The organism is Flavobacterium sp. GW821-FHT12A05 (genome assembly GCF_058807735.1).
Window position 1 is genome coordinate 248032 of record NZ_JBXAQY010000006.1, and the last position, 23980, is coordinate 272011.

The 23980-nt window shown below is 34.7% G+C and carries 20 protein-coding genes and 2 tRNA genes; 17 read left to right on the forward strand and 5 right to left on the reverse strand.

Going from position 1 to position 23980, the window contains the following annotated elements; translation table 11 throughout:
* The first annotated feature begins 76 nt into the window (after window positions 1-76).
* From AC1RRQ_RS15500 to AC1RRQ_RS15565, 14 genes are all read left to right on the forward strand, one after another.
* Window positions 77-1717, forward strand: a complete 1641-nt coding sequence (locus tag AC1RRQ_RS15500) for an arylsulfatase (RefSeq protein ID WP_493023935.1) — start codon at window positions 77-79, stop codon at window positions 1715-1717.
* A 61-nt stretch (window positions 1718-1778) separates the two neighbouring features.
* Window positions 1779-2798 carry an HAD family hydrolase gene (locus AC1RRQ_RS15505; RefSeq protein ID WP_493023936.1) on the forward strand — a complete coding sequence of 340 codons (1020 nt, stop codon included), beginning with the start codon at window positions 1779-1781 and terminating at the stop codon, window positions 2796-2798.
* A gap of 99 nt (window positions 2799-2897) precedes the next feature.
* A complete protein-coding gene (locus tag AC1RRQ_RS15510) occupies window positions 2898-3728 on the forward strand; it encodes a hypothetical protein (RefSeq protein ID WP_493023937.1) in 831 nt (276 codons plus the stop codon).
* A gap of 40 nt (window positions 3729-3768) precedes the next feature.
* Entirely contained in the window at window positions 3769-5220 is a 1452-nt protein-coding gene (locus AC1RRQ_RS15515) for a DUF1254 domain-containing protein (protein ID WP_493023938.1), read from the forward strand.
* Window positions 5221-5285: 65 nt separating this feature from the next.
* Window positions 5286-6758 carry a DUF1254 domain-containing protein gene (locus tag AC1RRQ_RS15520; RefSeq protein WP_493023939.1) on the forward strand — a complete coding sequence of 491 codons (1473 nt, stop codon included), beginning with the start codon at window positions 5286-5288 and terminating at the stop codon, window positions 6756-6758.
* Between the two features lie 78 nt (window positions 6759-6836).
* On the forward strand, window positions 6837-7622 hold the full coding sequence (locus tag AC1RRQ_RS15525; RefSeq protein ID WP_493023940.1) for a DUF2490 domain-containing protein: 786 nt from the start codon (window positions 6837-6839) through the stop codon (window positions 7620-7622).
* A gap of 6 nt (window positions 7623-7628) precedes the next feature.
* Window positions 7629-9029: a DUF2252 domain-containing protein gene (locus AC1RRQ_RS15530; RefSeq protein ID WP_493023941.1), complete on the forward strand. Its 1401-nt coding sequence runs from the start codon at window positions 7629-7631 to the stop codon at window positions 9027-9029.
* A 252-nt stretch (window positions 9030-9281) separates the two neighbouring features.
* Window positions 9282-9863 carry a DUF4136 domain-containing protein gene (locus AC1RRQ_RS15535; RefSeq protein WP_493023942.1) on the forward strand — a complete coding sequence of 194 codons (582 nt, stop codon included), beginning with the start codon at window positions 9282-9284 and terminating at the stop codon, window positions 9861-9863.
* Between the two features lie 139 nt (window positions 9864-10002).
* A complete protein-coding gene (locus AC1RRQ_RS15540) occupies window positions 10003-11196 on the forward strand; it encodes a helix-turn-helix domain-containing protein (protein WP_493023943.1) in 1194 nt (397 codons plus the stop codon).
* Window positions 11197-11228: 32 nt separating this feature from the next.
* Complete coding sequence (locus AC1RRQ_RS15545; protein ID WP_493023944.1) at window positions 11229-12191, forward strand: SphA family protein; 963 nt, start codon at window positions 11229-11231, stop codon at window positions 12189-12191.
* A gap of 53 nt (window positions 12192-12244) precedes the next feature.
* On the forward strand, window positions 12245-13429 hold the full coding sequence (locus AC1RRQ_RS15550) for a BamA/TamA family outer membrane protein (RefSeq protein ID WP_493023946.1): 1185 nt from the start codon (window positions 12245-12247) through the stop codon (window positions 13427-13429).
* Window positions 13430-13641: 212 nt separating this feature from the next.
* Window positions 13642-14838: a C1 family peptidase gene (locus AC1RRQ_RS15555; protein WP_493023947.1), complete on the forward strand. Its 1197-nt coding sequence runs from the start codon at window positions 13642-13644 to the stop codon at window positions 14836-14838.
* A gap of 136 nt (window positions 14839-14974) precedes the next feature.
* A complete protein-coding gene (locus AC1RRQ_RS15560; protein WP_493023949.1) occupies window positions 14975-16228 on the forward strand; it encodes a phosphoribosyltransferase in 1254 nt (417 codons plus the stop codon).
* 213 nt (window positions 16229-16441) lie between these two features.
* Window positions 16442-17581: a reverse transcriptase family protein gene (locus AC1RRQ_RS15565; RefSeq protein WP_493023950.1), complete on the forward strand. Its 1140-nt coding sequence runs from the start codon at window positions 16442-16444 to the stop codon at window positions 17579-17581.
* A 93-nt stretch (window positions 17582-17674) separates the two neighbouring features.
* Here AC1RRQ_RS15565 and AC1RRQ_RS15570 read toward each other — a convergent pair whose 3' ends face one another.
* Window positions 17675-18067, reverse strand: a complete 393-nt coding sequence (locus AC1RRQ_RS15570) for a helix-turn-helix domain-containing protein (RefSeq protein WP_493023951.1) — start codon at window positions 18065-18067, stop codon at window positions 17675-17677.
* Between the two features lie 293 nt (window positions 18068-18360).
* Here AC1RRQ_RS15570 and AC1RRQ_RS15575 point away from each other — a divergent pair, with 293 nt between their 5' ends.
* Complete coding sequence (locus AC1RRQ_RS15575) at window positions 18361-19056, forward strand: hypothetical protein (protein WP_493023952.1); 696 nt, start codon at window positions 18361-18363, stop codon at window positions 19054-19056.
* 136 nt (window positions 19057-19192) lie between these two features.
* Here the strand turns inward: AC1RRQ_RS15575 and AC1RRQ_RS15580 are convergent, their stop codons facing one another.
* The 4 genes from AC1RRQ_RS15580 to rseP all read right to left on the reverse strand — a co-directional run bounded on the left by AC1RRQ_RS15580 (window position 19193) and on the right by rseP (window position 21230).
* The gene (locus AC1RRQ_RS15580) at window positions 19193-19474 is read right to left on the reverse strand and encodes a GIY-YIG nuclease family protein (RefSeq protein ID WP_493023953.1); all 282 of its coding nucleotides are present in this window, start codon (window positions 19472-19474) and stop codon (window positions 19193-19195) included.
* 143 nt (window positions 19475-19617) lie between these two features.
* Window positions 19618-19691 (reverse strand) — tRNA-Asn (locus AC1RRQ_RS15585).
* 38 nt (window positions 19692-19729) lie between these two features.
* Window positions 19730-19803 (reverse strand) — tRNA-Asn (locus tag AC1RRQ_RS15590).
* Window positions 19804-19886: 83 nt separating this feature from the next.
* The gene (rseP, locus tag AC1RRQ_RS15595; RefSeq protein WP_493023955.1) at window positions 19887-21230 is read right to left on the reverse strand and encodes an RIP metalloprotease RseP; all 1344 of its coding nucleotides are present in this window, start codon (window positions 21228-21230) and stop codon (window positions 19887-19889) included.
* A 200-nt stretch (window positions 21231-21430) separates the two neighbouring features.
* On the opposite strand from rseP, the gene AC1RRQ_RS15600 reads away from it, so the two are divergent.
* Together AC1RRQ_RS15600 and AC1RRQ_RS15605 are read left to right on the forward strand one after the other, a co-directional pair.
* Window positions 21431-22501, forward strand: coding sequence for an NADH:flavin oxidoreductase/NADH oxidase (locus tag AC1RRQ_RS15600; protein WP_493023956.1), 1071 nt, complete (start codon window positions 21431-21433; stop codon window positions 22499-22501).
* A gap of 187 nt (window positions 22502-22688) precedes the next feature.
* On the forward strand, window positions 22689-23729 hold the full coding sequence (locus AC1RRQ_RS15605; protein ID WP_493023957.1) for a Gfo/Idh/MocA family oxidoreductase: 1041 nt from the start codon (window positions 22689-22691) through the stop codon (window positions 23727-23729).
* Window positions 23730-23980: the final 251 nt, after the last annotated feature.

The window sequence follows — 23980 nt, forward strand, 5'->3', positions numbered from 1 at the left end:
CCTGATTTTAAGCAGAAAATTATAATTCGATTTTACATAAACCACAATAAATGAATTATTAATAAATCTTATTACCATGAAACAAAGTAAAATTAGAAATGCCATAATGCTCTTTGCATTAGTATGCTTCACAATTGTTCAGGTGAAAGCTCAGAATAATAAAAAACCTAACATCCTTATTATATGGGGAGATGACATCGGTACAACTAATATTAGTGCTTACAGCGATGGTCTTATGGGATATACAACCCCAAATATAGATAGAATTGCAAATGAAGGTGAGCGTTTTCTACATTATTATGGAGAACAAAGCTGTACTGCAGGCCGCGCCGCTTTTTTAACAGGTCAACACGGAATTCGTACTGGTTTAACTAAAGTAGGTTTTCCGGGAGCACCTATGGGAATGAGCCAGTTAGATCCATCCATTGGCGGAATTATGAAAAATTTAGGGTATGCTACAGGTCAATTTGGTAAAAACCACGTGGGAGACCGTAACGAAACTCTACCTACTGTAAATGGTTTTGACGAGTTTTTTGGAAACCTGTATCACTTAAATGCTGAAGAGGAACCGGAATTGCCAGATTATCCTAAAGATCCTGCATACTTAGCTAAGTTTGGACCAAGAGGTGTTTTAAAATGTGTTGCAACCAATGTAGATGACCCTAGTATTCCAGATGCCCGTTTTGGGAAAGTTGGAAAACAAAAAATTGAAGATACAGGAGCGCTTACTAAAAAAAGAATGGAAACGGTTGATGACGAAACATCTGCAGCGGCCATTGATTTTATTAAAAGACAAAATGCAGCCGGGAAACCATTTTTTTGCTGGTTCAATGCTACACGTATGCACTTACGTACGCATGTAAGAGCAGAACATAGAGGAAAATATACACACGGTGACAGTGAATATATCGATGGTATGATCGAGCATGATATGACAGTTGGAACATTACTAAAAGCGTTAGACGATCTAGGAATTGCTGATAATACTATTGTGGTTTATTCTACAGATAATGGGCCACACATGAATACATGGCCTGATGGAGCAATGACACCATTTCGTTCTGAAAAAAATACCAATTGGGAAGGCGCTTTCCGTGTTCCTTGTTTAGTACGCTGGCCTGGTGTAATTAAACCGGGAACAATTACAAATGAAATTATGTCTCATAACGACTGGATGCCAACTTTGGCTTCAATAGCAGGAGAACCAGATTTAGTAAAAAAACTACTAACAGGTTATAAAGCAAATGGTATTAACTATAAAGTACATTTAGATGGATTTGATCAATCGGCATTTCTTCGTGGAACTACTCCAAAAAGTGCTCGAGATAAATTCTTCTATTCTGATGATGATGGACTTTTAGTGGGTTTACGTGAAGGAGATTACAAGTACGTATTTGCAGAACAACGTTTGCAAGGTACTTTAGGAGTATGGGCTGAACCTTTTACAAAATTAAGACTGAATAAGATATTTAATCTAATGCAGGATCCTTTTGAAAGAGCCGATATTACTTCAAACACTTTTTGGGACTGGCAGCTTAATCATGTTGGATCAGCTTATGGTATGATTCAGGATGTAGTAGTTTTTGCGGAAACTTTCAAAGAATATCCTCCTCGTTCAATACCACCAAGTTTCTCTCCATATACAATATTAGAAGAAACGCTTAATGGAATTAAACTTCAAAAAGCAATGAATCAAGGAGCTTCAAAGAAAAAATAAGAAACATCAAGTAGAGCTTGAGTTCCCCATAATTCAAGCTCTATTTTAAAAAATCAAGACCATGTATAGAAAAATATATCTATCGTGCCTGTTTTTATTTTTGCTGGTTTCCTGTAAAAATAAATCAGAAGACACGACTACTGTCAGCCCTAATGATAGTACCACAACGGTTGCAACAAGCGGAGATCCGCTCCCGAGTTGGAACGACGGGACATTAAAAAGCGATATTATCGCTTATGTAAAAAAAGTAACCACAAAAGGAACTCCAGATTTTATTCCGGTTGAAAATAGAATCGCCACTTTTGATAACGATGGAACACTATGGGCCGAAAAGCCATATGTTCAGGAATTATTTGCTTTTTACCGCGTTAAAAAAATGGTAGAGGCCAATCCGGCTTTGGCACAAAAACAACCTTTTAAAGCGGTTGTAGAAAAAGACAAAACCTTTTTCGAAAAAGGTGGAGATAAAGCACTGATAGAGTTAGTTGCCGCAACTCATACCGGTATGACCGAAGATGAGTTCGAGGCATCGACTAAAGAATTTTTTGCAGGAGCACAATATCCGGGCAAAAATGTTTCCTTAAAACAAATTAGATACCAGCCGCAACTGGAATTATTAAATTACCTGCGCGCAAATGGTTTTAAAACCTTTATTGTAACGGGCGGGACAATTGAGTTGGTTCGCGCCATATCTTCAGATTTCTACGGAATCCCAAAAGAACAGGTAGTTGGAACTTCTTTTAAATATGTTTTTGATGATGCAACAAACAGTGTAAAAAGACTTCCGGCTTTAGATCTTTTAGATGATAAAGCAGGAAAACCTGTTGGCATACAATTGCATATAGGGCAGCGTCCTGTTTTTGCGTGCGGTAACGAAGGCGGAGCAGGTGATCTGGCTATGTTAAGATATTCTTCCGGAAGTAAATATCCTTCTTTTCAAATGATTGTTAATCATAACGATTCGATTCGCGAATACAGCTATCAGGAAAAAGATAACCTGTCGCTTAATATGGCAGCAAAATATAAATATCATGTAATCAGCATAAAAGACGATTGGAAAAAAGTTTTTGCAGATAAATAATTTTGAATTAGTTAAGAATCAAAATGAGATGACTTTTGCAGGCCATAAGTTGTTTCGTTTTGATTTTGGAAACAATTAAAATCTTAAAATTGGATTATTATGAAACGCAAAGTCTTTTCTATCGACATAAAATTACGGTTTACTGTAGTCTTTTTTATTTTGAATTTTGCAGTTTTCGCTCAGGAAGCGGCTCCAAAACCAGGATCTAGCGCGCAGGAACTGGCAGATAAATTGGCCAATCCGGTTGCCAGTCTTATCAGCGTTCCTTTGCAAAACAACCTTAATTACGGAATAGGGCCATTTAACGGGTCAAAATACACCATTAATGTACAGCCTGTTATTCCGTTTAAATTAACAGATAATCTAAATTTAATTACGCGTTATATTCTTCCTGTTGTAGATCAAAGAGATATAACAGGAGAAAATACCCATCAATTCGGATTAAGTGATGCAACAGTAACGGCCTTTTTTGCGCCTAAAACAAAAGGACTTATTTTAGGATTTGGACCTGCTTTTTTAGTACCAACTGCTACAGATAAATTATTAGGAACAGAAAAGTTTGGAGTAGGACCAAGTGCATTAGTAATGCATCAGGGAAAAGGACTTTCGGTAGGTTTTATAGCCAATCAAATTTGGTCTGTTGCAGGAAATGAAGATCGCGCCGATTTTAATCAGTTTTACACCCAAATATTCCTGACACATAGTTATAAAAGCGGTGCTACTTTAGGCGTAACTTCAGAAATTACACAAAACTGGGAAGGTAATACAACCTTAATAACCCTTAGTCCCAATATAGGAGCAATTTCAAAACTAGGAAATCAGGCGGTTCAGTTTGCCATTATGCCTTTAATTCCAATTGTAGGACCGCGCGATCAACGACCAGATTGGGGCTTGAGAGCGGTATTGGCTTTTGTGTTTCCGGGATCGTAAAGCAGATTCTAAATTAACTTCTCAATAAAAAATTAAGATTATGAAATCAAAAATTTTAGCAGTCGCAGTGATTCTTTTTTTGATGTCGTGCACAAAATCGACAACAAAAAATGAAACAGCAGACAGTACAGATAGTACACAAGTATCTAAATTTGAACCTGCAAATATCGAAGAACAAATAATCTATAATCGTGCAGTTGAAGCAGTAATCTGGGGGATACCAGCAGTTAATTTTGAATTACTCAATGAAAGTCTGGTTAATGCAAAAGGTAATTTTAATGAGATTATTTATTGGTCTGGATTAATAAATTCAAAAAACCAAACCCTCACACCCAATCCAGATGTTATTTATATAAATCCTTTATATGATACTAGAAAAGGACCAGTTGTATTAGAAATTCCTCCTGCCGAAGGAAATTCTTCTTTAACAGGAAGTTTAGATGATGGCTGGCAGACCGCAATAGAAGATATTGGACCAGCTGGTGTAGACAAAGGAAAAGGAGGGAAATATTTAATTCTGCCTCCAGATTTTAAAGATAAAGTGCCGTCAGGTTATATTCCAATGCCTTCGTCTACTTATACGGGTTTTGCAATACTTCGTTCAAATCTTACGGATGGAAGCCCAAATGATTTGAAAAGAGCTGTTGATTATGGAAAACGAATTAAAATTTATTCCTATTCTCAAGCATCAAATCCACCTGCAACAAAATTTATTGATTTGCTGGAAGTCCCTTTCAGTAATACAATTCCATATAATTTTCATTTTTATGAAATTCTAAACCAGTTTGTACAACGCGAACCTTGGTTAGCGCGAGATTTGGTTATGGTTGATTTTCTTAAAACAATTGGCATCGAAAAAGGAAAACCATTTGAGGCAGATGCCAGAAAAAAAGAAATACTTAATGCAGCTATAAAAGATGCTCACCAATTTTTAGATGATAAATATGAGGCCATTTTTAAGCCGCCTTTTTACGATGGAACAAATTGGGCATTGCCAGCCTCTCAGGATGTAGTAAAAGCTATTATGGCAAATTATTCCGTTCCTAATATTTATCCTGTAAGCGAGAGAGCAATTAGTTATTCGATGGCCTATTTTAGTGCAAAACACTTAGGAACAGGGCAATTTTATTTAATGACAATTAAAGATGATAAAGGTCAGGAATTTGACGGCTCAAAATTATATCAATTGCATTTAGTTGCAAATGTTCCTGTAAAATTATACTGGTCCGTAACAGCCTATGATAGAGAAACTCATGCTTTGATTAAAGACATGAAATATTTTAGCCGGGCTTCAACTTCGCCGGGACTTCAAAAAAACAGTGATGGTTCGGTTGATATTTATTTTGGTGCCAAAGCTCCGGCAGGTAAAGAATCAAATTGGGTTCCTACAGATCCAAAAAGGAAGTTTGAATTATTGGCTCGTTTTTATGGACCTGAAAAAGGATTTTTTGATAAAACCTGGAAAATGGGAGATGTGATTGAAGTAAAATAAAAGGCTTTTAGTAAAAAAGCGAATTAGATTTTTAAGTTTTAAGAACTCATAATAATTACATCACTATGAAAAATAAATCAATTATTATTCTAACAGTTTCTACTTTGATATTCCTTATTGGATGCAAAAAAACGGAAGTTACTAATACTGCATCAACTTCAGTTTCATCATCCGGAACAGAAGTTAAAATGAATGGCGAACTGCCTTCAAAAGAATCTATTCCTGTTTTATTTGACGAAATGGATTTTCAGCAGGCAACACAATGTTATTTGTGGGGACTTCCAATTGTAGCTTTCGCCGAATGGCAACAACAACATTATAAAACCTTTAAAGCAACAAGCAACGATCTTGTTCTTTACAATTCATACGACGATCGCTTAGGAATTTTAACAGCCAACGCAACAACTCCTTATATCATGACATTTATTGATCTTGCCGCAAACGGGCCAACGGTAATAGAAATGCCGGCTGGACATACCGCAGGAGGACTGGCAGATTTTTGGCAGCGCGAACAGGCCGTAATTGGAGAAATGGGACCAGATAAAGGAAAAGGCGGAAAATATATTTTGGTACCGCCAACATTAAAAGATTTTAAGGCAGAGGGTTATTTTATAGTGCCTTGTAATACCGTAAATATGTTTTTCGGTTTTAGAGCATTAGATCCAGATCCTAAAACTACAGAGATACTTTTAAAACAAGTAAAAATTTATCCGTATGCACAAAGAGCAAATCCAGGACCTACAAAAGTTGTTAGTCCTCCGGCTGGAAAAAAATGGCTGGGAATTCAGCCAAGCGGTATTGCATATTGGGAAAGACTTCATGCTATTTTACAAAATGAACCCGTAGAAGATCGAGATCGTTTTTTTATGGCATGGCTTAGAAATTTAGGTATAGAAAGAGGAAAAGCATTTGCTCCGGATGAACGTCAGAAGAAAATTTTAATTGCAGCTGCAGAGAAAGGGCAGCAAATGGCAATGGCCAATTCGTTCAGCAAACGATTTAAAGATGTAAAACACTGGCCGGATAAAAAATGGGATTATGTTATGATCATTAAAGACCCGTCGCAGCATGCTGCTAATTATGACGAATTCTTCGAGAGAACTTCTTATTTCTACGAAGCCGTAACTTATTCAAAAGCTATGATTACCAAAATACCAAATTTGGGTCAGGCTTATCTGGGATCATATTATGATAATGAAGGAAACTGGTTAGACGGAGGAAAAAATTATACATTAAATGTACCGGCAAATCCTCCGGCAGTAAATTTCTGGTCGATTACAATTTATGATTCTGCAACACGCTGTTTGATTGACAATCCTCAAAAAAATGCAGATTTATCATCCCGTAAGGATTTAATAAAAAATACCGATGGATCAGTTGATCTTTATTTTGGACCAAAGGCTCCAACCGGAAAAGAGAAAAACTGGGTGCAGACTTTACCGGGAAAACACTGGTTTACCTATATGCGTTTTTACGGTCCAACAACTGCTTATTTCGATAAAAGCTGGAAAATGGATGATATTAAAGAAGTAAAATAACACCCCTTTTAACCAAATAATAAAGAGAGAAAAGGGGTACAGTTGTTTAAATAATTAAAAGCTAATCAGGATTGTAAAATGAAGGAAACCAATATTTACAAAACACTATTTACTTTAATTGTATTGACTTTTTCTTGCAGTACAAAACTAAGTGCCCAAAAAATGGCACAGAATTTTGCAGCCTGGATAGGTTACGAAATGTATCTGCCTTTTAAAGAAGAAGGAAGATGGGGTTTGCTGCTGGAAGGATATTCAAAAGGAAATGATTTTGTCTCAGAACTGCAAGGGTCTTTTTACAGAGTAGGTGCCAGTTACTATCTTAAAAATGGAAACCGCTTAGGTGCAGGTGTGGCGTATCAATGGGATGTGCCTTATGATGAAGTTTCATTGCCTTACAACAATCCGGATTACAGAATATACGAACAATTTATTTGGCGTATAGCCAGGAAAGAAGGAAACGAAGTTTGGTCGCAGCGTTTTAGAATGGAGCAGCGCTGGTTAGGACGAAAAGACGATCCCAACAGTACCAGCGATCATTTTGATTATTACAAATTCGAAAATACATTTCGATATCAAGTACGATATCAATTATGGTTTCAGAAGCGGTGGGCGGCGGTTGTTTATGATGAAGTTCATATAAGAACCAATGCAGCAAGCGGTAACGAAAATTATCTGGATCAGAACAGGCTGTATGTAGGAACGGCTTATAGTTTAGATAAACACAGAGAAATTAGGATGGAATTGGGTTATATGAATCAGATTTTCTGGAAATCACCCGATACAGAAAGTGGCCTCAGTAGAATGAACCATACGATTCGAGTTACCCTAACGACAGATTTGCCCTTTAAAAAGAAACAAAATTAAGGAGTTATGACTGATGATTTAAAAGAAACGAGCGAAAAAACTTTTGATCCTGCAGCATCAAAAGCAGAGCGTTACCAGAAAGGTACAGCTATTAGAAAAATTACGCCTCGTTCAGCTCATCAGGAATGGAATCCTAGCGAAGATCGCGAAGATCCGATAGAAATTTTAATTAAAACCAGTATTGGAAGAATAGAAAGTTTACTGCCCATTCGATATCGAAGAATGATTGAATCGCCTTTTGCATTTTTTCGGGGCGCAGCAGCAATTATGGCGGCCGATTTGGCGCAAACACCTAATACCGGAATCGATTTGCAGCTTTGTGGCGATTGTCATTTAATGAACTTTGGTGGATTTGCAACTCCGGAACGCAAACTGGTTTTTGATATAAACGATTTTGATGAAACTTTTCCAGGCCCATGGGAATGGGATCTAAAACGACTGGCGGCAAGTTTTGCGATTGCAGGAAGATGGAGAAAATTTTCGAGAAAAAGCTGTAAAGAATTTGCCTGGCATGCAGCAGACAGTTACAAAAGACACATGCTGGATTACAGCAAATTATCGGCACTGCAAATTTGGTATGCCGACATTGATCTGGCAGAACTTATTGAATTAGGAAACGATGAAGAGATAAAAGAATTTCATCATAAACGAATAAAAAAAGCAGCCGAATATACAGCACACGAAAAAGAATTTGCAAAAATGAGTTATCACGATGGAGTTCGGGCCAGAATAAAAGACGAACCTCCCTTAATCTATCATCCATTAGAGGATCAGGCAGATCAAATTTTAAAAGAAGCCGAAATAGTTCATAAACGATATATAGAATCGCTGCCAGAAGACAAACAGGTTTTGTTAAGCAGATATTCAATGCATGATTTTGCTGTAAAAGTTGTAGGCGTAGGAAGTGTGGGAACACTGTGCGGTATTACGCTGTTAATGTCGGCTACAGGCGAACCTATTTTTTTACAATTTAAAGAAGCAAGACAAAGTGTATTGGAGCAGCATGTAAAAACCAAGGCAAAATACACACATCAGGGCGAACGAATTGTAATGGGACAAAAACTAATGCAGTCAGCGTCGGATATGCTGCTAGGATGGACAAATGACGACAGAGGCCGGTTCTTTTATATACGCCAGCTTCGCGATGCAAAAGTAAAACCGGTACTGGAAATCATGAAAGAGGAAAACATGGCAGATTATGCCAAAGCCTGCGGATGGGCACTTGCAAGAGCTCACGCACGCTCAGGAGATCCTTCGGTATTGTCAGGGTATATAGGAAACAGTAATGAATTTGCCAATTCAATTTCAAAATTTTCCATTTTATATGCAGACCAAAACGAATCAGATTATAACAAAATGGTCGAAGCGGTAAAAGAAGGAAGACTGCCAATAGCACCGGAAATCTAGCCCTTCAGTTATACAGAATAAAAGCATAACAATTTGTTATAAAATATCTTAAAACAAAATAAGTAAGAAATTTACGAATTATATATAGTTAATTAAAATAAAAAGATTTATCTTTGAGTGTTTGCTAAGAGACTGTTATATAGTCTATTGTGTTTAGTTGACGCATCCTATAAGCCTTTATCATTCATTCAAGATTTTCAGAATTAATAATTTCAAGTTAAGCCAAATAATCATTAATTTAAATTCTACAAGATGAATATTAAAAGAACAAATCTTCGCATCATCCCAATGCTGTTATTGGGTTTAATTTACAGCTGCTCTCCAACTGTAAATGTTTCTACTGATTACGATCATGCTGCAAATTTTGCTGAGTACAAAACTTTTGCAGTTTACGATTTAAAAGCCCAGCAAGGTCAGGTAAATCAGTTAAATGTTGACCGTGTTACAAATGCCATTCGCGCAGAAATGATTGCCAAAGGATTTACCGAAAGCGCAAATCCTGATTTAAAAGTAAATGCAGTTTCAATCCTAAAAAATAAAACGTCAGTATCAGCCAATACAGATTTTTATGGTTATGGCGGTATGTACAGACCTTACGGATATTGGGGCGGCGGTGCCATGATGGGCGGTGCCAACACAACCTTCAATACATATGATTATGTCGATGGTTCACTGGTAATTGATATAGTTTCTACAAAAACACAAAAATTAGTTTGGCAGGGCATAGGTAATGCACAAATCGACAGTAAGCCAGATAATCCTGAAGAATTTGTTAATAGTTCTATTAAAAAAATCTTAGCCGGATTTCCTCCCGGAGCAGTACAAAAAAAATAACTCAGAACTTATTTTTTATAAGTAAGGCTGTGCTTTTCGGTTAAGAAAAGTACAGCTTCTACATCACTGTCTTTTATATTTTCTTTCGGATATTCATTCAAAAGAAAACGAGCACCTATTTATAATTAAGATTAAAATTATGGTTGATATAGTACTTTCTCTTTTCTTTTTTATAGCTGCAATTGTTGGTTTTGCAACTTCATTTATGGTTCTTTTTTCAAAGAAAAACTATTCAAAATCCTTTTTCTTAGGACTGTTTTTGTTCAGTCTTACAGTTGTAAGTGTCTATAATTTTTATTTATCGGCAAATATTTTTAAAAATTTCCCGGATCTTTTTATGATCACAAAATCCTTTATTTTTCTGGTTGCTCCATGTGCCTTTTTATATGTGCGGAGCATGCTGTTTTCCGGTTCGGCTTTCAAAAAATACGATTGGTTTCACTTTTTACCTTTCTTAATTTATTTTTCGCTGACCATTTTAGTATGGATTGGAAATTATACAGACCTTAATTTTATAGACTACTTGTCGCTAAAAGTAAAAAGTCCGTTTTCTATATTGAGCCTGAGCATTTGGATGTTTTATGCTTTTTGCCAGACCCTGATGATCTTAAATTATGACTTAAAAAAATTCAAGGACAATCATTTTCAAAAAATAAAAATTTTAAACTGGATTAGGGTTTATAATCTCATGATTCTATTTTTATTTTCGACACTTTTCGTGCACTTCTTTTTAATTAATGCAGTCAATAACATAGATTATTCCTGTTATGTCCTGATTTCCTCTGTACTTATTTTTACGGGAGGATGGCTGTATTTTAAACCGCAGATTTTTTTAGATGAAGATGAAATTGATGAATTGGATTTTGTCGAAGAAGACTTAGAAATTTTTACATCGAAAGAAACCAAAAATGCACTGCCGATGGTTAAAGAATTAACACCAGAAAAAAAAGAATTATATATATCTAAATTAGAAAATATTTTTGCATCAAAAAAACTCTTTTTAAAGAAAGATTTAGTGATTCGTGATATTGCCGAAGAAACCGGAATTACGGTAAACAACCTTTCCAGTTTAATTAATTCAGAATTTAACCTGCACTTTCAGGATTATATCAATCTAAAACGAATTGAATATTTTAAAGAAAAGATAAACGATTTAGACTGGAAAGATTTATCACTCGAAGGAATGGCCTGGGCCTCTGGTTTTAAATCCAGAACCACCTGTTTCAGGGCGTTTATTAAACATACCGGAAAATCTCCTTCAGAATACTTTAGAGTAATCAGGATTAGTCCTGAAAAAAACAATTCTTATTTTTTAAAACAATCTACAAGCTGAAATACAATAGTTTGTAATTAAAAGAAGAAATCATGAATACAAAATCAAAACAAACCATAAAATCAGTATTTACAATATCATTCCTGCTCATTTTTTATGTAGGGCATTCACAACTCAAAGGCGGGCATATTTTAGGAGCAATGGGCTTACAATCCGGAACTCAGGCGCCAGCCAATACTTTAAGTCTTTACGTACCGGCTTATTTATATGACGCCTCCTCATTACGCAATGCCGACGGAGATAAAGCCATTGCCAATCCTGACCTTACCATGTTTCTTACCGGAGTCGGGGCTAGTTATGTAAGCGATTTTAAAATATTAGGAGCCAATTACGGCGCTACAATTTTAGTGGCTTTTGCCTCAAATACCATCCAGGGAAACACAATCGATTCTAAAAACTCACTAGCTTTTACAGATATGTACATACAGCCCGTACAATTAGGCTGGCACAACAAAAGAGCCGATTTTGTTTTTAGTTATTCCTTATATCTGCCAACCGGAAGATTTACGGCCGGAGCATCAGACAATGCCGGTTTAGGAATGTTTATGAATGAGTTCTCGGCAGGAACGACATTATTTTTTAATGATAAAAAAACAGTTCATTTTTCAGCTTTAGCATCTTACGAACTAAACGGAAAAAAGAAAGATACTGATATAAAAACCGGAGATATTTTAAGTATTGAAGGAGGTTTAGGCAAAACATTTTATATGATGAATGCCGAGAAAACAGCTCCAAAATCAATTCTTAATGCCGGATTGATTTATTACCTGCAATATAAAGTGTCTAACGATGAGATACCAAATGGCATTTTCATATTTGAACCAGATAAAGACAGAATTGGCGCTTTAGGTGCCGAGGTCAACTATTTTCATATAGGCAGTAAAACTGTTGCAGGATTACGATGGCTTGGCGAAATTGGCGCAGTAAACCGCTTTCAAGGAAACACTTTTTTTCTCACACTCGCCCATGTTTTCAGTTTTGAAAAAAAGAAATAGGTTAGTTTAAGTTGAAGTTTTTTAAAGGAATACATAAATTTAAATTGATTTAAATGAGATATATAGATTCAGATTTTTCAATAAAAAACAGAAAGCTTTTTCAAAAAATAGTTTTCATTTTTGTGTTCAGCCTCTTTTCTTTTCAAAATATAAATGCGCAGAAACCTCATATAAGTGTAAAAGATTCTCTTGACGGAGCTTTCGATTTGAGCGACTATATTATTTATGCACATGGTTTTATCGTGGTTCCAACGCTTATTACAGAACCGGCTTTAGGCGGAATTGGAGGCGCAATTGTACCTATTTTTCTAAAAAAGCACGCTCCTGTTATGGATGAAAACGGAAAGAAAAGATTCGTAGATCCGGATATTACAGGAGCGATGGGAATGTATACCGGAAATAAAAGCTGGGTTGCGGGTGCATTTCGAGCAGGAAGCTTTATCAAATCAAGGATAATGTATCGTGTAGGAGCAGGTTATGGCGATGTAAACATGTCTTTTTATGAAAATCTGCCCAATGGAAACGATAAAGAAATAGACCTTAATTTTAAATCGTTTGTGTTTTATACCCGGGTCATGAAACAGTTTCGAAACGGAAAATGGAGCGCAGGACCGCAATACTTTTTATTAGATTCTAAAATTAATTTTCCGGATTTAAACAATCTTCCCAACTTCGCTAAACTAAAAGATATAAATAGTACCGTGAGTCAATTAGGAGCGGCGATTCAGTTTGACGGGCGCGATAATATCTTTACGCCAGATAAAGGAACACGGCTTCAGTTTGACTTCTTTTGGTCGGATAATGCTTTGGGCAGTGATTATGATGCCTGGAGATTAAATTTATCAGCCATAGGATATTATCCTTTAACTAAAAAGTTAATAGGCGGTCTTAGGATCGAAGGAGAACAAGCACTTGGCTCTCCTCCTTTTTACCTTAGACCCGGCATTAATTTAAGAGGAATTCCAGCCGCCAGATATCAGGGTAAAGCCAGCGTTGTTACCGAAGGAGAACTGCGATGGGATTTGTACCGAAGATGGAGTCTTATGGGATATGGAGGTCTGGCCAGCGCTTTTAACGATTGGGATAAAGCCTTTAGCAAACCAGTCGTTTACAGTTACGGAACAGGATTTAGATACTTAATAGCACGCAAATTTAAACTCAGAATGGGTGTCGATGTAGCAAAAGGCCCCGAAGATTGGGCCTACTATGTTGTTTTTGGCAGCAACTGGCTCAGATAGCAAATTTATGTAAGAAGTTCGCTTTTAAATTATATTACAAAAAGCCCCTAAAGATGTCTCTATTGGGGCTTTTTGTACTAAATGCTTTGATAATAAATAATATTAAGAAAAAATTAACAGTTATACTTCGCACAAATACTGTAATATTTAATTTTTTTGTAACAAAAATAAATTAAGGACTACTAACTAGTCAACTATTTAAATCATTGATTATGTATAAAAATACCATGAAATCAGTTTTCGCTGCTTCAGCTTTTTTAGTTGGAATGGGCGGCTGTTTTGCACAAGACGTTTTGGTAAATTCGTTAAAGTTAAACGCTAGTGATAAAAGTAAAGAGAACTTTAAATTTACAGAAGTAGTAAACTTAGGAACAACATCTGTAAAATCTCAGGGTTCATCAGGAACTTGCTGGAGTTATTCAACAAACTCTTTCTTAGAGTCAGAAATGATTCGTTTAGGAAAACAGCCGGTTGAGTTGTCTCAAATTTACTCAGCAAGAAACGTGTATGTTGAAAAAGGTATCAATTATGTACGTATGCACGGAGCTGTTACTTTAGGCGACGGTGGTGCATTGCACGATGTAATTAATATGTATAAAAAATACGGAACAGTACCAAGAGAGGTTTATACAGGATTAAACTACGGAACTGATAAAAATAAATTTGGAGAAATGGCAGCTATTATCGAAGGCGTTTTAACTGCTGTTGTTAAAAATCCAAACGGAGAATTAACTCCAAACTGGCAAAAAGCGTATGCTGCAGTTATCGATTCTTATTTAGGAAAAGTGCCTGAAAACTTCGCTTACAAAGGAAAAAATTACACGCCTCAATCTTTCGCTAAAGAAGTAGTAGGTATTAACCCAGACGAGTATGTAGAAATGTCTTCGTTTACAACATCTCCTTACTACCAAAAAACGACAATGATGGTACCGGATAACTGGTCATTTGATCAGGTTTACAACGTAAAAGTAAACGACATGACAGATGTTATCGACAACGCATTGAAAAAAGGATATACTGTAGCTTGGGCAACAGACGTGAGCGAGAAAAGCTTTAGCTGGAAAAATGGTGTAGCGTATGTTCCTACAAAGAAATTTGACGATATGACTGCCGAAGAAAAAGCAGACATGTTTAACGGACCAAAAGCAGAACCGGAAATTACTCCAGAAATGCGTCAGGCTGCGTTTGATAACTACACTACTACAGACGACCACGGAATGCACATTATTGGTCTTGCAAAAGATCAAACCGGAAAAGAATATTATATCGTAAAAAATTCTTGGGGAGAAACAAACGACTACAAAGGTTTCTTGTTCGTAACCAAAAATTTCGTGAAATATAAAACGACTGCCTTAATGGTAAACAAAGGCGGAATCCCAACTGATATCGCTAAGAAATTAGGGGTTTAAGTTTAAAGTTTTTAAGAAAATAAAAAAGCGCTGTGATCTTTGGATTGCAGCGCTTTTTTGGTTTTAAACTTATCCTTGTAAATTAAAAATTTTGAACAAGAATTTCTAAATTTACATTATTAACGTAAATTTAAAAATGATGCATACTTTTAATTTAAACAAACAGTCATTACAAAGAGTGGATCAACTTTTACCGAGATTAAAATATTCTGTCACATCCTCTAAAATTATTAGATGGCTAGAGAACTTTGAAGAAAAGGATGTTAATAATGCAATTGATATGCTTCAGATATTGGAATATATTAGTTTTAATGAATTACAATTCCGATTTGATGATTTGCTAAAGCAAATTTTCAAAACCATAAAAAACGATCAAAACATAATAATAGTTCCTTTTGGAAAAGTTGGAAAAAGTGGTTCAATAATGACATATATTGTTAAAAATACAGCATCATTTAAAACAAGAAAGAAAAAGAATTTTGAGAATGTTTTATTGACACATGATTACAAGTTTATAGATAATGTTAGTGATTATAAACATATAATTTTTATTGATGACTTTATAGGTTCGGGAAAAACATTTTGTGATGAATATAAAGATGATAAGGATGTTGAAAAATGGATAAAGGATAATCAAATTACAAATGTTTATTTATTAAGCGCGGTGATAATGAAAGAATCTTTCGATATGATTTCTGAAAGATTTCCTGATATAAAAATTTATTCAGAAGAAAGAAATAAAACATTTGATAAAAAAAAATCTCCTTTAAAGGCATTCAATAATACAAGTACGATTCAATTGATGTCGTATAAGTACGGAAAATTAATAAAAGAAAACCCTTATGGGTATAATGGTTCGGAATCTCTTTTGTCATTTTTTTTTGGAACACCAAACAATACATTGCCAATTATTTGGTCAGCTAAAAATAATTGGTTTCCATTATATCCACGGAAATCAGAAATTAAAATGCGTATTGCAAAGGAGGAAAAGAAGGAAATTGCATTTATAATTGGGCTATATAATAGATTAGGAATAGATCTATTTGACCAAGATAAAGATATAATGATTGTGGGTGCAAATGGTAAAAAAAGAAATATTAAATATAACTCGAAAGATCATCACTCCATTATAGGATTAATAAAATTAAAGCAAGATAAATTTGATGATGTTTTTATATGCCATTTGTTGGGTCTTACGATGAAAGAATTAGATCTTATTTATCAAAATGCAATAAAATTAAATTTAATTAGTAAATCAAAAGATTTAAAAATTGAGGGCATAAATTTATTAATTGAAATTAAAAAAAGATTAAGAAAAGAGATTATCCGTAAAGAAGTATCTGAAAATTTTGAAATAAAAAAAACAGTATATTTGCCTACTACATTTTAGAAACTCAAAGGGTGACATAATTAAATGTTAGTAATTAACCTTTTTTAGGTTTTCTCAGAGTAGTTCATTGAGAAGTTATAAAGCTACTTGATAATATTTTTAGATAAGCTATATTAAATATTTCGTATTTTGAATATATTTATAGTGTACTAAAATATTTAATATAGCTTATCCAAGAAGATTTAATCACCCAAGTATAGAGTAACATTAGTTATGTCATTCCCCTTTGAAGAATTTATTCGTATAGCAAAAGAACAGGATAAGTCGGTTGAATTTATTGATTCTTGTGTTTTGTATGCTACAGAATTATCCAACAAAAATTTGCCAGTTGTTTTTTCTTTAGAACATCTTGCAATAATTATGGGTGTCCAATCAGATTATTTGAGATTTCTAATAGGTGATATTAAAAAAAATTCTGGATCAGATTATCAGCATAAATATAAGCGTTATAGCTATTTTAAACTTAAAAAAAGAGATAACTCTTTTAGAGAGATAATGTCCCCTACAAAAGATTTAAAATATATTCAAAAGTGGATTTTAATAAATATATTATCAAAATATCCCCTTTCTGATAATTGCAAAGGTTTCAGAGAAAAAATCTCGATTTTCGATAATGCAAAAGTGCACGAATTTAGTGATGTGATATTAAAGGTGGATTTATTGAAGTTTTATGATACAATTACAGAAAGAAGGGTTTATGGAATGTTTAATGCAATGGGGTATAAAAGTAATTTAGCCTTTTCCCTTGCAAAAATTACGACAGCAAAACATAGGGATGGTTATTGGAATGATTTCGACGAAGAATCGAAGGTGATATTAAAAGAATTGGTAGAAAATAAACCTCCAATTCTTCCTCAAGGTTCACCTACAAGTCCTATGATTTCAAATATTTTAGCAACTAGAATGGATTATAGATTTGAAGCTTTGTCTAGAAAATTGAAATTTAATTATTCAAGATATGCAGATGATTTGACATTTTCTATTAACAAAGAAGGTAGATTACCTTCGTTAAAATTAATAACCAAAATTATTTCAAATGAAGGTTTTTTTTTAAATGAGAAAAAAACTAATTATATGAAAAAGGGTTGTAGACAATATGTGACAGGTCTTACAACAACAAATGGAATTAATGTCTCAAAAGAATACAGAAAAAATATCAGTGAACATATTTATTATTGTAGAAAATTTGGTGTTAATAGCCATTTAGAAAGACGTAAAGCAGAATTTCCAAAATATAATAATATAAAATTTTATGATTGGCTATATGGACACTTGTGTTTTATCAAATCAATTAATGAAATAGCAAGTAAAAAAATGTTAAAGGATTTTAATGAAATAGATTGGTTTATTTAATTGTTTTAAATTTTACGATTTATAATTATTTTAAACCTAAGCTAAATTGTAAAAGATAGTTTTCTTATTAAGAAATATTTCCACAAAGAAATCCTACTTCCCCTTCAACAACTTCTCCAAATATTCCACTTTCTCTTTCTCAGCCTGAACCAAACGCTCATAAAGCTCCACAACTTTGTCAAGCGGGTTAAAATTGCAATTATAATTAAGACCAGCATTCACAATGCCGTTATCTTGATAAGTATTTCCAATAATATTTAAAACCGCTTCTTCGGAGAAATTTTTAATTCCTTCAGCAGAAACGCCTAAAACTTCGGCAATTGCTTTAAGTTTTTCTTCATCAACAGTTTCGCTGTTTTCAATAATCGAAATAGATTGCTGGCTCATGCCTAAAGCATACGCCAATGCTTCTTGTTTCATGTCACGAAGTTCACGAATACGGCTTATTTTGCGTCCTATATGGTTGGGTTTGGTAAGTGTGCTCATAATTCAAAGATATTTAAAAATTCGTGAAAAATTATTTCGGTACTGTAAATTACAAATGCGAATTTGTGCGATACATTTTCGGCTATTTCGCGATAACGCAAAAATACAATTTTTCGCACAGCCTGCCATTAAAAACTAAAATTATAAATCAGCTGGCTGTAGTTCAAAAAGCAAAATGCACACTTCATCGTTTTTACAAGTACTTTACAGTTAAAATAAAAGTTAAGAGTCGGAAAATCAGTAACTTTATGTTGGGTTTTAATGTAGTATAAACTTATTAAATCATCATGAAAATGTATGCAGCATATTTTACTATTATCGCAAGTGTTTTTTCTATAAGTAGTTTTGCTCAGACAAATTATACCATTGTTGATGCAGACACTAAAAAAACAGCTTCAAAGTTTGATGACAAATCTGCAGAAGATCTTGTTATCGATTCTTATCTCGTTGTAGAGATAATCAATATGCCTTTTGGCAAACGTACAACCAAGTACGAAGTTTCTAAGCTCGATATGGTATATACAAACGATCTGGGGCCTAATAATACCAGAACCGTCACTCCAATATATAAAAAGAAAAAAGTAAGGTCAGCGGGCAAAGTTTTACCAACTGAACTGACCGATGCAAATGCTCAGCCCATTCAGCCCATCGAAGTTGAGGTAACGGCTCCGGCATACACAGAAAAATTCGTAAAAGTAGATATTATTGAGACCTATGCCAATGTTTTAGACAAAGGCTATAAATCTATAGACATGCTGAAAAAAGTTGCAGATAAACATTATTTTGAAAGCGATTACGAAGCCTCGGCAAAATACTACGGAGACCTAATAAGCCTCGATCCAGATTTAGATCCAGTCTATTATTTTAGATACGTTGAATCATTAAAAGGAATAAACCAAATCGACAAAGCAAACGAAGCTATGCTTTTGTTTGAAAGCAAAAATATAGGCAACACTATAGCGAAGCACAATAAAGTAGCGAGGAATTGATTAGAAATGACAAGTGGGAACTGATATAAACAAAAAAAGACGATCAAATGATCGTCTTTTTTTAAGCTCCCACTCTTGTCCCGATAGCTATCGGGAGAACCAACCCCGAAAGCTTTCGGGGCTCTGTTTAACAGTTTTATTTGTATTTCTCTTTGAGCTTAGAAGTAATGTCCGGATACTTAATTAGATTTTCTATATAAGTTTTACTTTTCATTTTCTTAATATGCTTTTCGATTGCAAGTCCTTGTGTTTTGCTTGTGCATTCTATTTTAAGAAACAATTTCCAATCGTCGGCATTAGCGGTAAATTTATGTGATTCTGCATTTTTATGAAATTCCATTCTTGTATCAAAATCAGAAGTAAATCCAATATAAAATCGGTTTAATTTGACAGAAAAAATGATGTAAACAACGTTCATGATATAACCTCTATGTTTTATTTTTGATTTTCTCCTCTGGGCTTCGAACCAACCCCGATAGCTATCGGGGTTCTGCTTAACAGTTTTATTTCACATTAGAGCAAAAAAATACCACTTACGATTTGTAAGTGGTATTTAATAAGCTCCCCCTCTTGGGCTCGAACCAAGGACCCTCTGATTAACAGTCAGATGCTCTAACCAACTGAGCTAAGGAGGAATCACCTTAAAGGTAAATATGTTTGCTAAAAAAAGTTGCTCCCCCTCTTGGGCTCGAACCAAGGACCCTCTGATTAACAGTCAGATGCTCTAACCAACTGAGCTAAGGAGGAAGTTGTTGCTCTTTTTAGCGAGTGCAAATATAAAACTATTTTTAGTTTCTCAAAAACATTTTCACTCTTTTTATCAAATTTTTTTACTTGCCTACAATCGCCTTGTAAATGTCGTTTCCGTTAGCAAATAGTAGTAGTGAAATAAGTAATACAAAACCAACCATTTGCGCATTCTCTAGGAATTTATCGCTCGGTTTTTTACCGCTGATCATTTCATATAATAAAAACATCACATGACCGCCATCAAGAGCCGGAATTGGCAATAAATTCATAACTCCAAGCATAATCGACAATAAAGCCGTGATGGACCAGAAAGTTTCCCAGCTCCAAAAACTTGGAAAAATGTTGTAAATCGCTGCAAAACCACCCACTTGTTTGTATGCTTTTGTTTCAGGATTAAAAATCATCTTCAATTGTTTTCCGTAACCTACTAATTGATCTTTTCCTTTTTCAAGTCCAACTGGAATAGATTCGAAGAAACCATATTCTTTAGTGCTTACTTTATAGTAGCCTAATTTTTCTAAAGATTCCATTCCTAAAGCACCAACACCAATTCCTAGTTTTCCGGCTTTAGAAACCTTAACCGTAATAGGCGTTTCTTTTAAATCGCGTAAAACAACAGCAGAAATTGTTTTTCCTTTGTTAGCCTCTAAAATAACTTTTGCTTCATCAAAATATTTAATTTTTTGACCATTAAGGTTTACAATCAAATCTTTTGGTTTTAAAGAAGTATTTTCAGAATCTTCGGCAACTTTACCCACAACAAAAGGCATTCTGATACCAATTAGCAATCCTTTTTCATATTTAGACAATTGGTCAACAAAATCACCAGGAATAGTAATAGTTTGTTGTTTTCCTTCTCTTTCAATTACAACATTCTTTGCCATGATAACATTAATGTTCATGTCGTTGTCGAAATTTTCAACTTTTTTACCGTCAATCGAAACAATTTTATCACCAGTTCTAAAACCAGCTTTAATCATTGCAGGATTCTCGATATAAACTCCGTCTTTCAAATCAGCATTAGCCACATACGTATCACCGTAAGCAAATGCCATTCCTATATATATAATAAACGCAAGGATAAAATTTACTGTAACACCGCCCAGCATAATAATTAAACGCTGCCAAGCTGGCTTAGAACGAAATTCCCACGGCTGCGGAGGCAGAGCCATTTGTTCTTTGTCCATACTTTCGTCGATCATTCCAGAGATTTTTACATAACCTCCAAGCGGTAACCATCCGATACCGTATTCTGTTTCGCCAATTTTCTTTTTTAACAGCGAATATTTAACATCAAAAAATAAGTAAAATTTTTCAACTCTTGTTTTAAACAATTTTGCAGGAATAAAATGTCCTAATTCATGAAGAATAATAAGTAAAGATAAACTCAATAGAAATTGAGAGAGTTTGATAACTATATCCATTTTGTATTTTTAGTTCGTATTTAACGCACAAAAGTAGCGTTTCTATTTTAATTTGACAGTGCAATATAATATATAAGGTTTTAAATGTTTGTTAATTAATAAACATTTCAATTTCTTGTTTTAGCAAGATGGCGTAACTTTACTTTTTATATAGGCTGTCCTATTCAATAGGTAGCTCAAAACCATTAAAAGTTACAAACATGGCTTCACAATTATTTTCTCCTATAACTTTAAAAAGCATTACCTTAAAAAATAGAATTGTTATTTCGCCAATGTGCCAATATTCGGCCGTTGACGGATTTGCAAACGACTGGCATCTGGTTCATTTAGGAAGCCGTGCCAGCGGAGGCGCCGCCTTAATTATTCAGGAAGCAACAGCCGTTTCTCCAGAAGCAAGAATTTCTCCTGCAGATCTTGGTATCTGGAAAGACGAACATATCGAAAAGCTAAAAACAATCAACGAATTTATTGTTTCTCAAAATTCGGTTCCCGGAATTCAGCTGGCACATGCCGGACGAAAAGCAAGTGTTTCGGCTCCGTGGCTCGGAAATAAAAAATTAGATTTCGCTCAAGGCGGATGGCAGACTGTTGCGCCAAGTGCAATCGCATATCATGACGATGAACCTTTTCTTCCAGAAGCTTTAGACAAAAACGGAATCGAAAAAGTCATTGCCGATTTTAAAGCTGCAACAAAAAGAGCCGTTGAAGCGGGATATAAAGTTCTGGAAATTCACGCTGCACACGGTTATTTACAGCATCAGTTTTTATCACCGTTAACGAATGTAAGAACCGATGAATATGGCGGCAGTTTTGAAAACAGAATCAGATTTACATTAGAAATTCTGGAAGCGGTTCAAACCCAATGGCCTTCAAATTTACCATTGATCGTTAGGATTTCGGCAACAGATTGGGCAGAAGGAGGATGGAATCCGGAAGAATCTGTACAGCTTTCTAAAATCTTAAAAGAAAAAGGAGTAGACTTAATCGATGTTTCGTCTGGCGGATTAGTTTCACATCAAAAAATTGTAATTGGTCCGGGTTATCAGGTTCCTTTCGCAGAAAAAATTAAAAAAGAAGCAGAGATCCTTACAGGTGCTGTAGGTTTAATTACCGATGCTAAACAAGCAGAGGAAATTTTAAATAAAAACCAAGCCGATTTAATTTTGTTTGCGAGAGAATCACTTAGAAACCCTAACTTGCCTTTAGATTTTGCCAAAGAATTGAACGATGATATTCAATGGCCAAAACAATACGAAAGAGCTAAAATTTAAATTTTATTAGCCACAGATTGCACAGATTAAAGTGATTTTTTTAGTTTTTGGTTGCCGCTAATTTCACTAATTTACACAAATCAGTACGTTCAAAAGCTTAAAATAATTCGTGTAAATTCGTGAAATTAGTGGCAAAAAGAAAAATCTTTTTTAATCACATTAATCTGTGGCAAAAAAAACATACAACATGCAAAAAATAAAAACAGCACTATTATCATACGGAATGTCGGGAAAGGTTTTTCATGCGCCTTTTCTGGATATTCATCCCGGTTTTGAATTATTAGGATCTTGGGAAAGAAGTAAAAAACTCATTCAGGCAGATTATCCATACGTAAAAAGTTATCCTTCAATAGACGATTTATTAGCCGATGATGTCGACTTAGTAATTGTAAATACGCCAGTAGGAACGCATTACGAATATGCTAAAAAAGTACTGCTTGCCGGAAAACATGCCGTTGTCGAAAAAGCTTTCACCACCACAGCTGCCGAAGCGCAGGAACTGGCAAAGATAGCCAAAGAAAAAGGAGTAAAATTGGCCGTTTTTCAAAACAGAAGATGGGACAGCGATTTTAAAACCATTCAAAAAGTAATTAATGACGGCGTTTTGGGGGATTTAGTAGAAGCCGAATTTCATTTCGACAGATACAACCCATTATTGAGCCCTAAAGCACATAAAGAAACGGCAAATGACGGAGCCGGAGTTTTAAAAGATTTAGGACCTCATATTATCGATCAGGCCGTTTGCTTATTTGGTTCTCCAAAGTCGGTTTTTGGTGATATCAGAATCACAAGAGAAAATTCATTAGTCGATGACTGGATCGATTTATTGTTGATTTACGAAGATTTTAGAGTACGTTTAAAAGCAGGTTTTTTTGTTAGAGAAGCAAATCCGGCTTATACCATTCACGGAAAAAAAGGCTCTTTCTTAAAACCTCGCGGAGACGTTCAGGAAGATGAATTGAAAATTGGCAAGAAACCAAATTTAGAATCTTGGGGAACAGAATCAGAAGATTTGCAGGGACTACTTCACACAGAAATTGATGGAAAAGTAATCCGTGAAAAAATACCAACACTTCAAGGAAATTATTTTTCGTTTTTTGACGGCGTTTACAATTCAATTACAAACAACGTTACAGAACCAGTTACCGCACAAGACGGCGTAAAAGTAATGCAGATAATTGAAGCTGCAATTGCTAGTAACGCGCAACGTACTGTGATTAATTTATAGTAATTGCCCACGGGTTTTACAGATTAAACGGGTTTACGCTGGTTTAATTTTAATCTGGACGGGATAAAATTTAAATAACGTAGAGGCGCACTGCAGTGCGTCTTTTTTTATGCGTGAAATAAAAAATGAATCTACGCAAACCAAAAATATCATCTGCGCAAACCCGTTTAATCTGTAAAACCCGTGGGCTAAACCCATAAAAAACTCCATCCAAAACAATACGATTTATAAACATATAACGTTGTAAATAT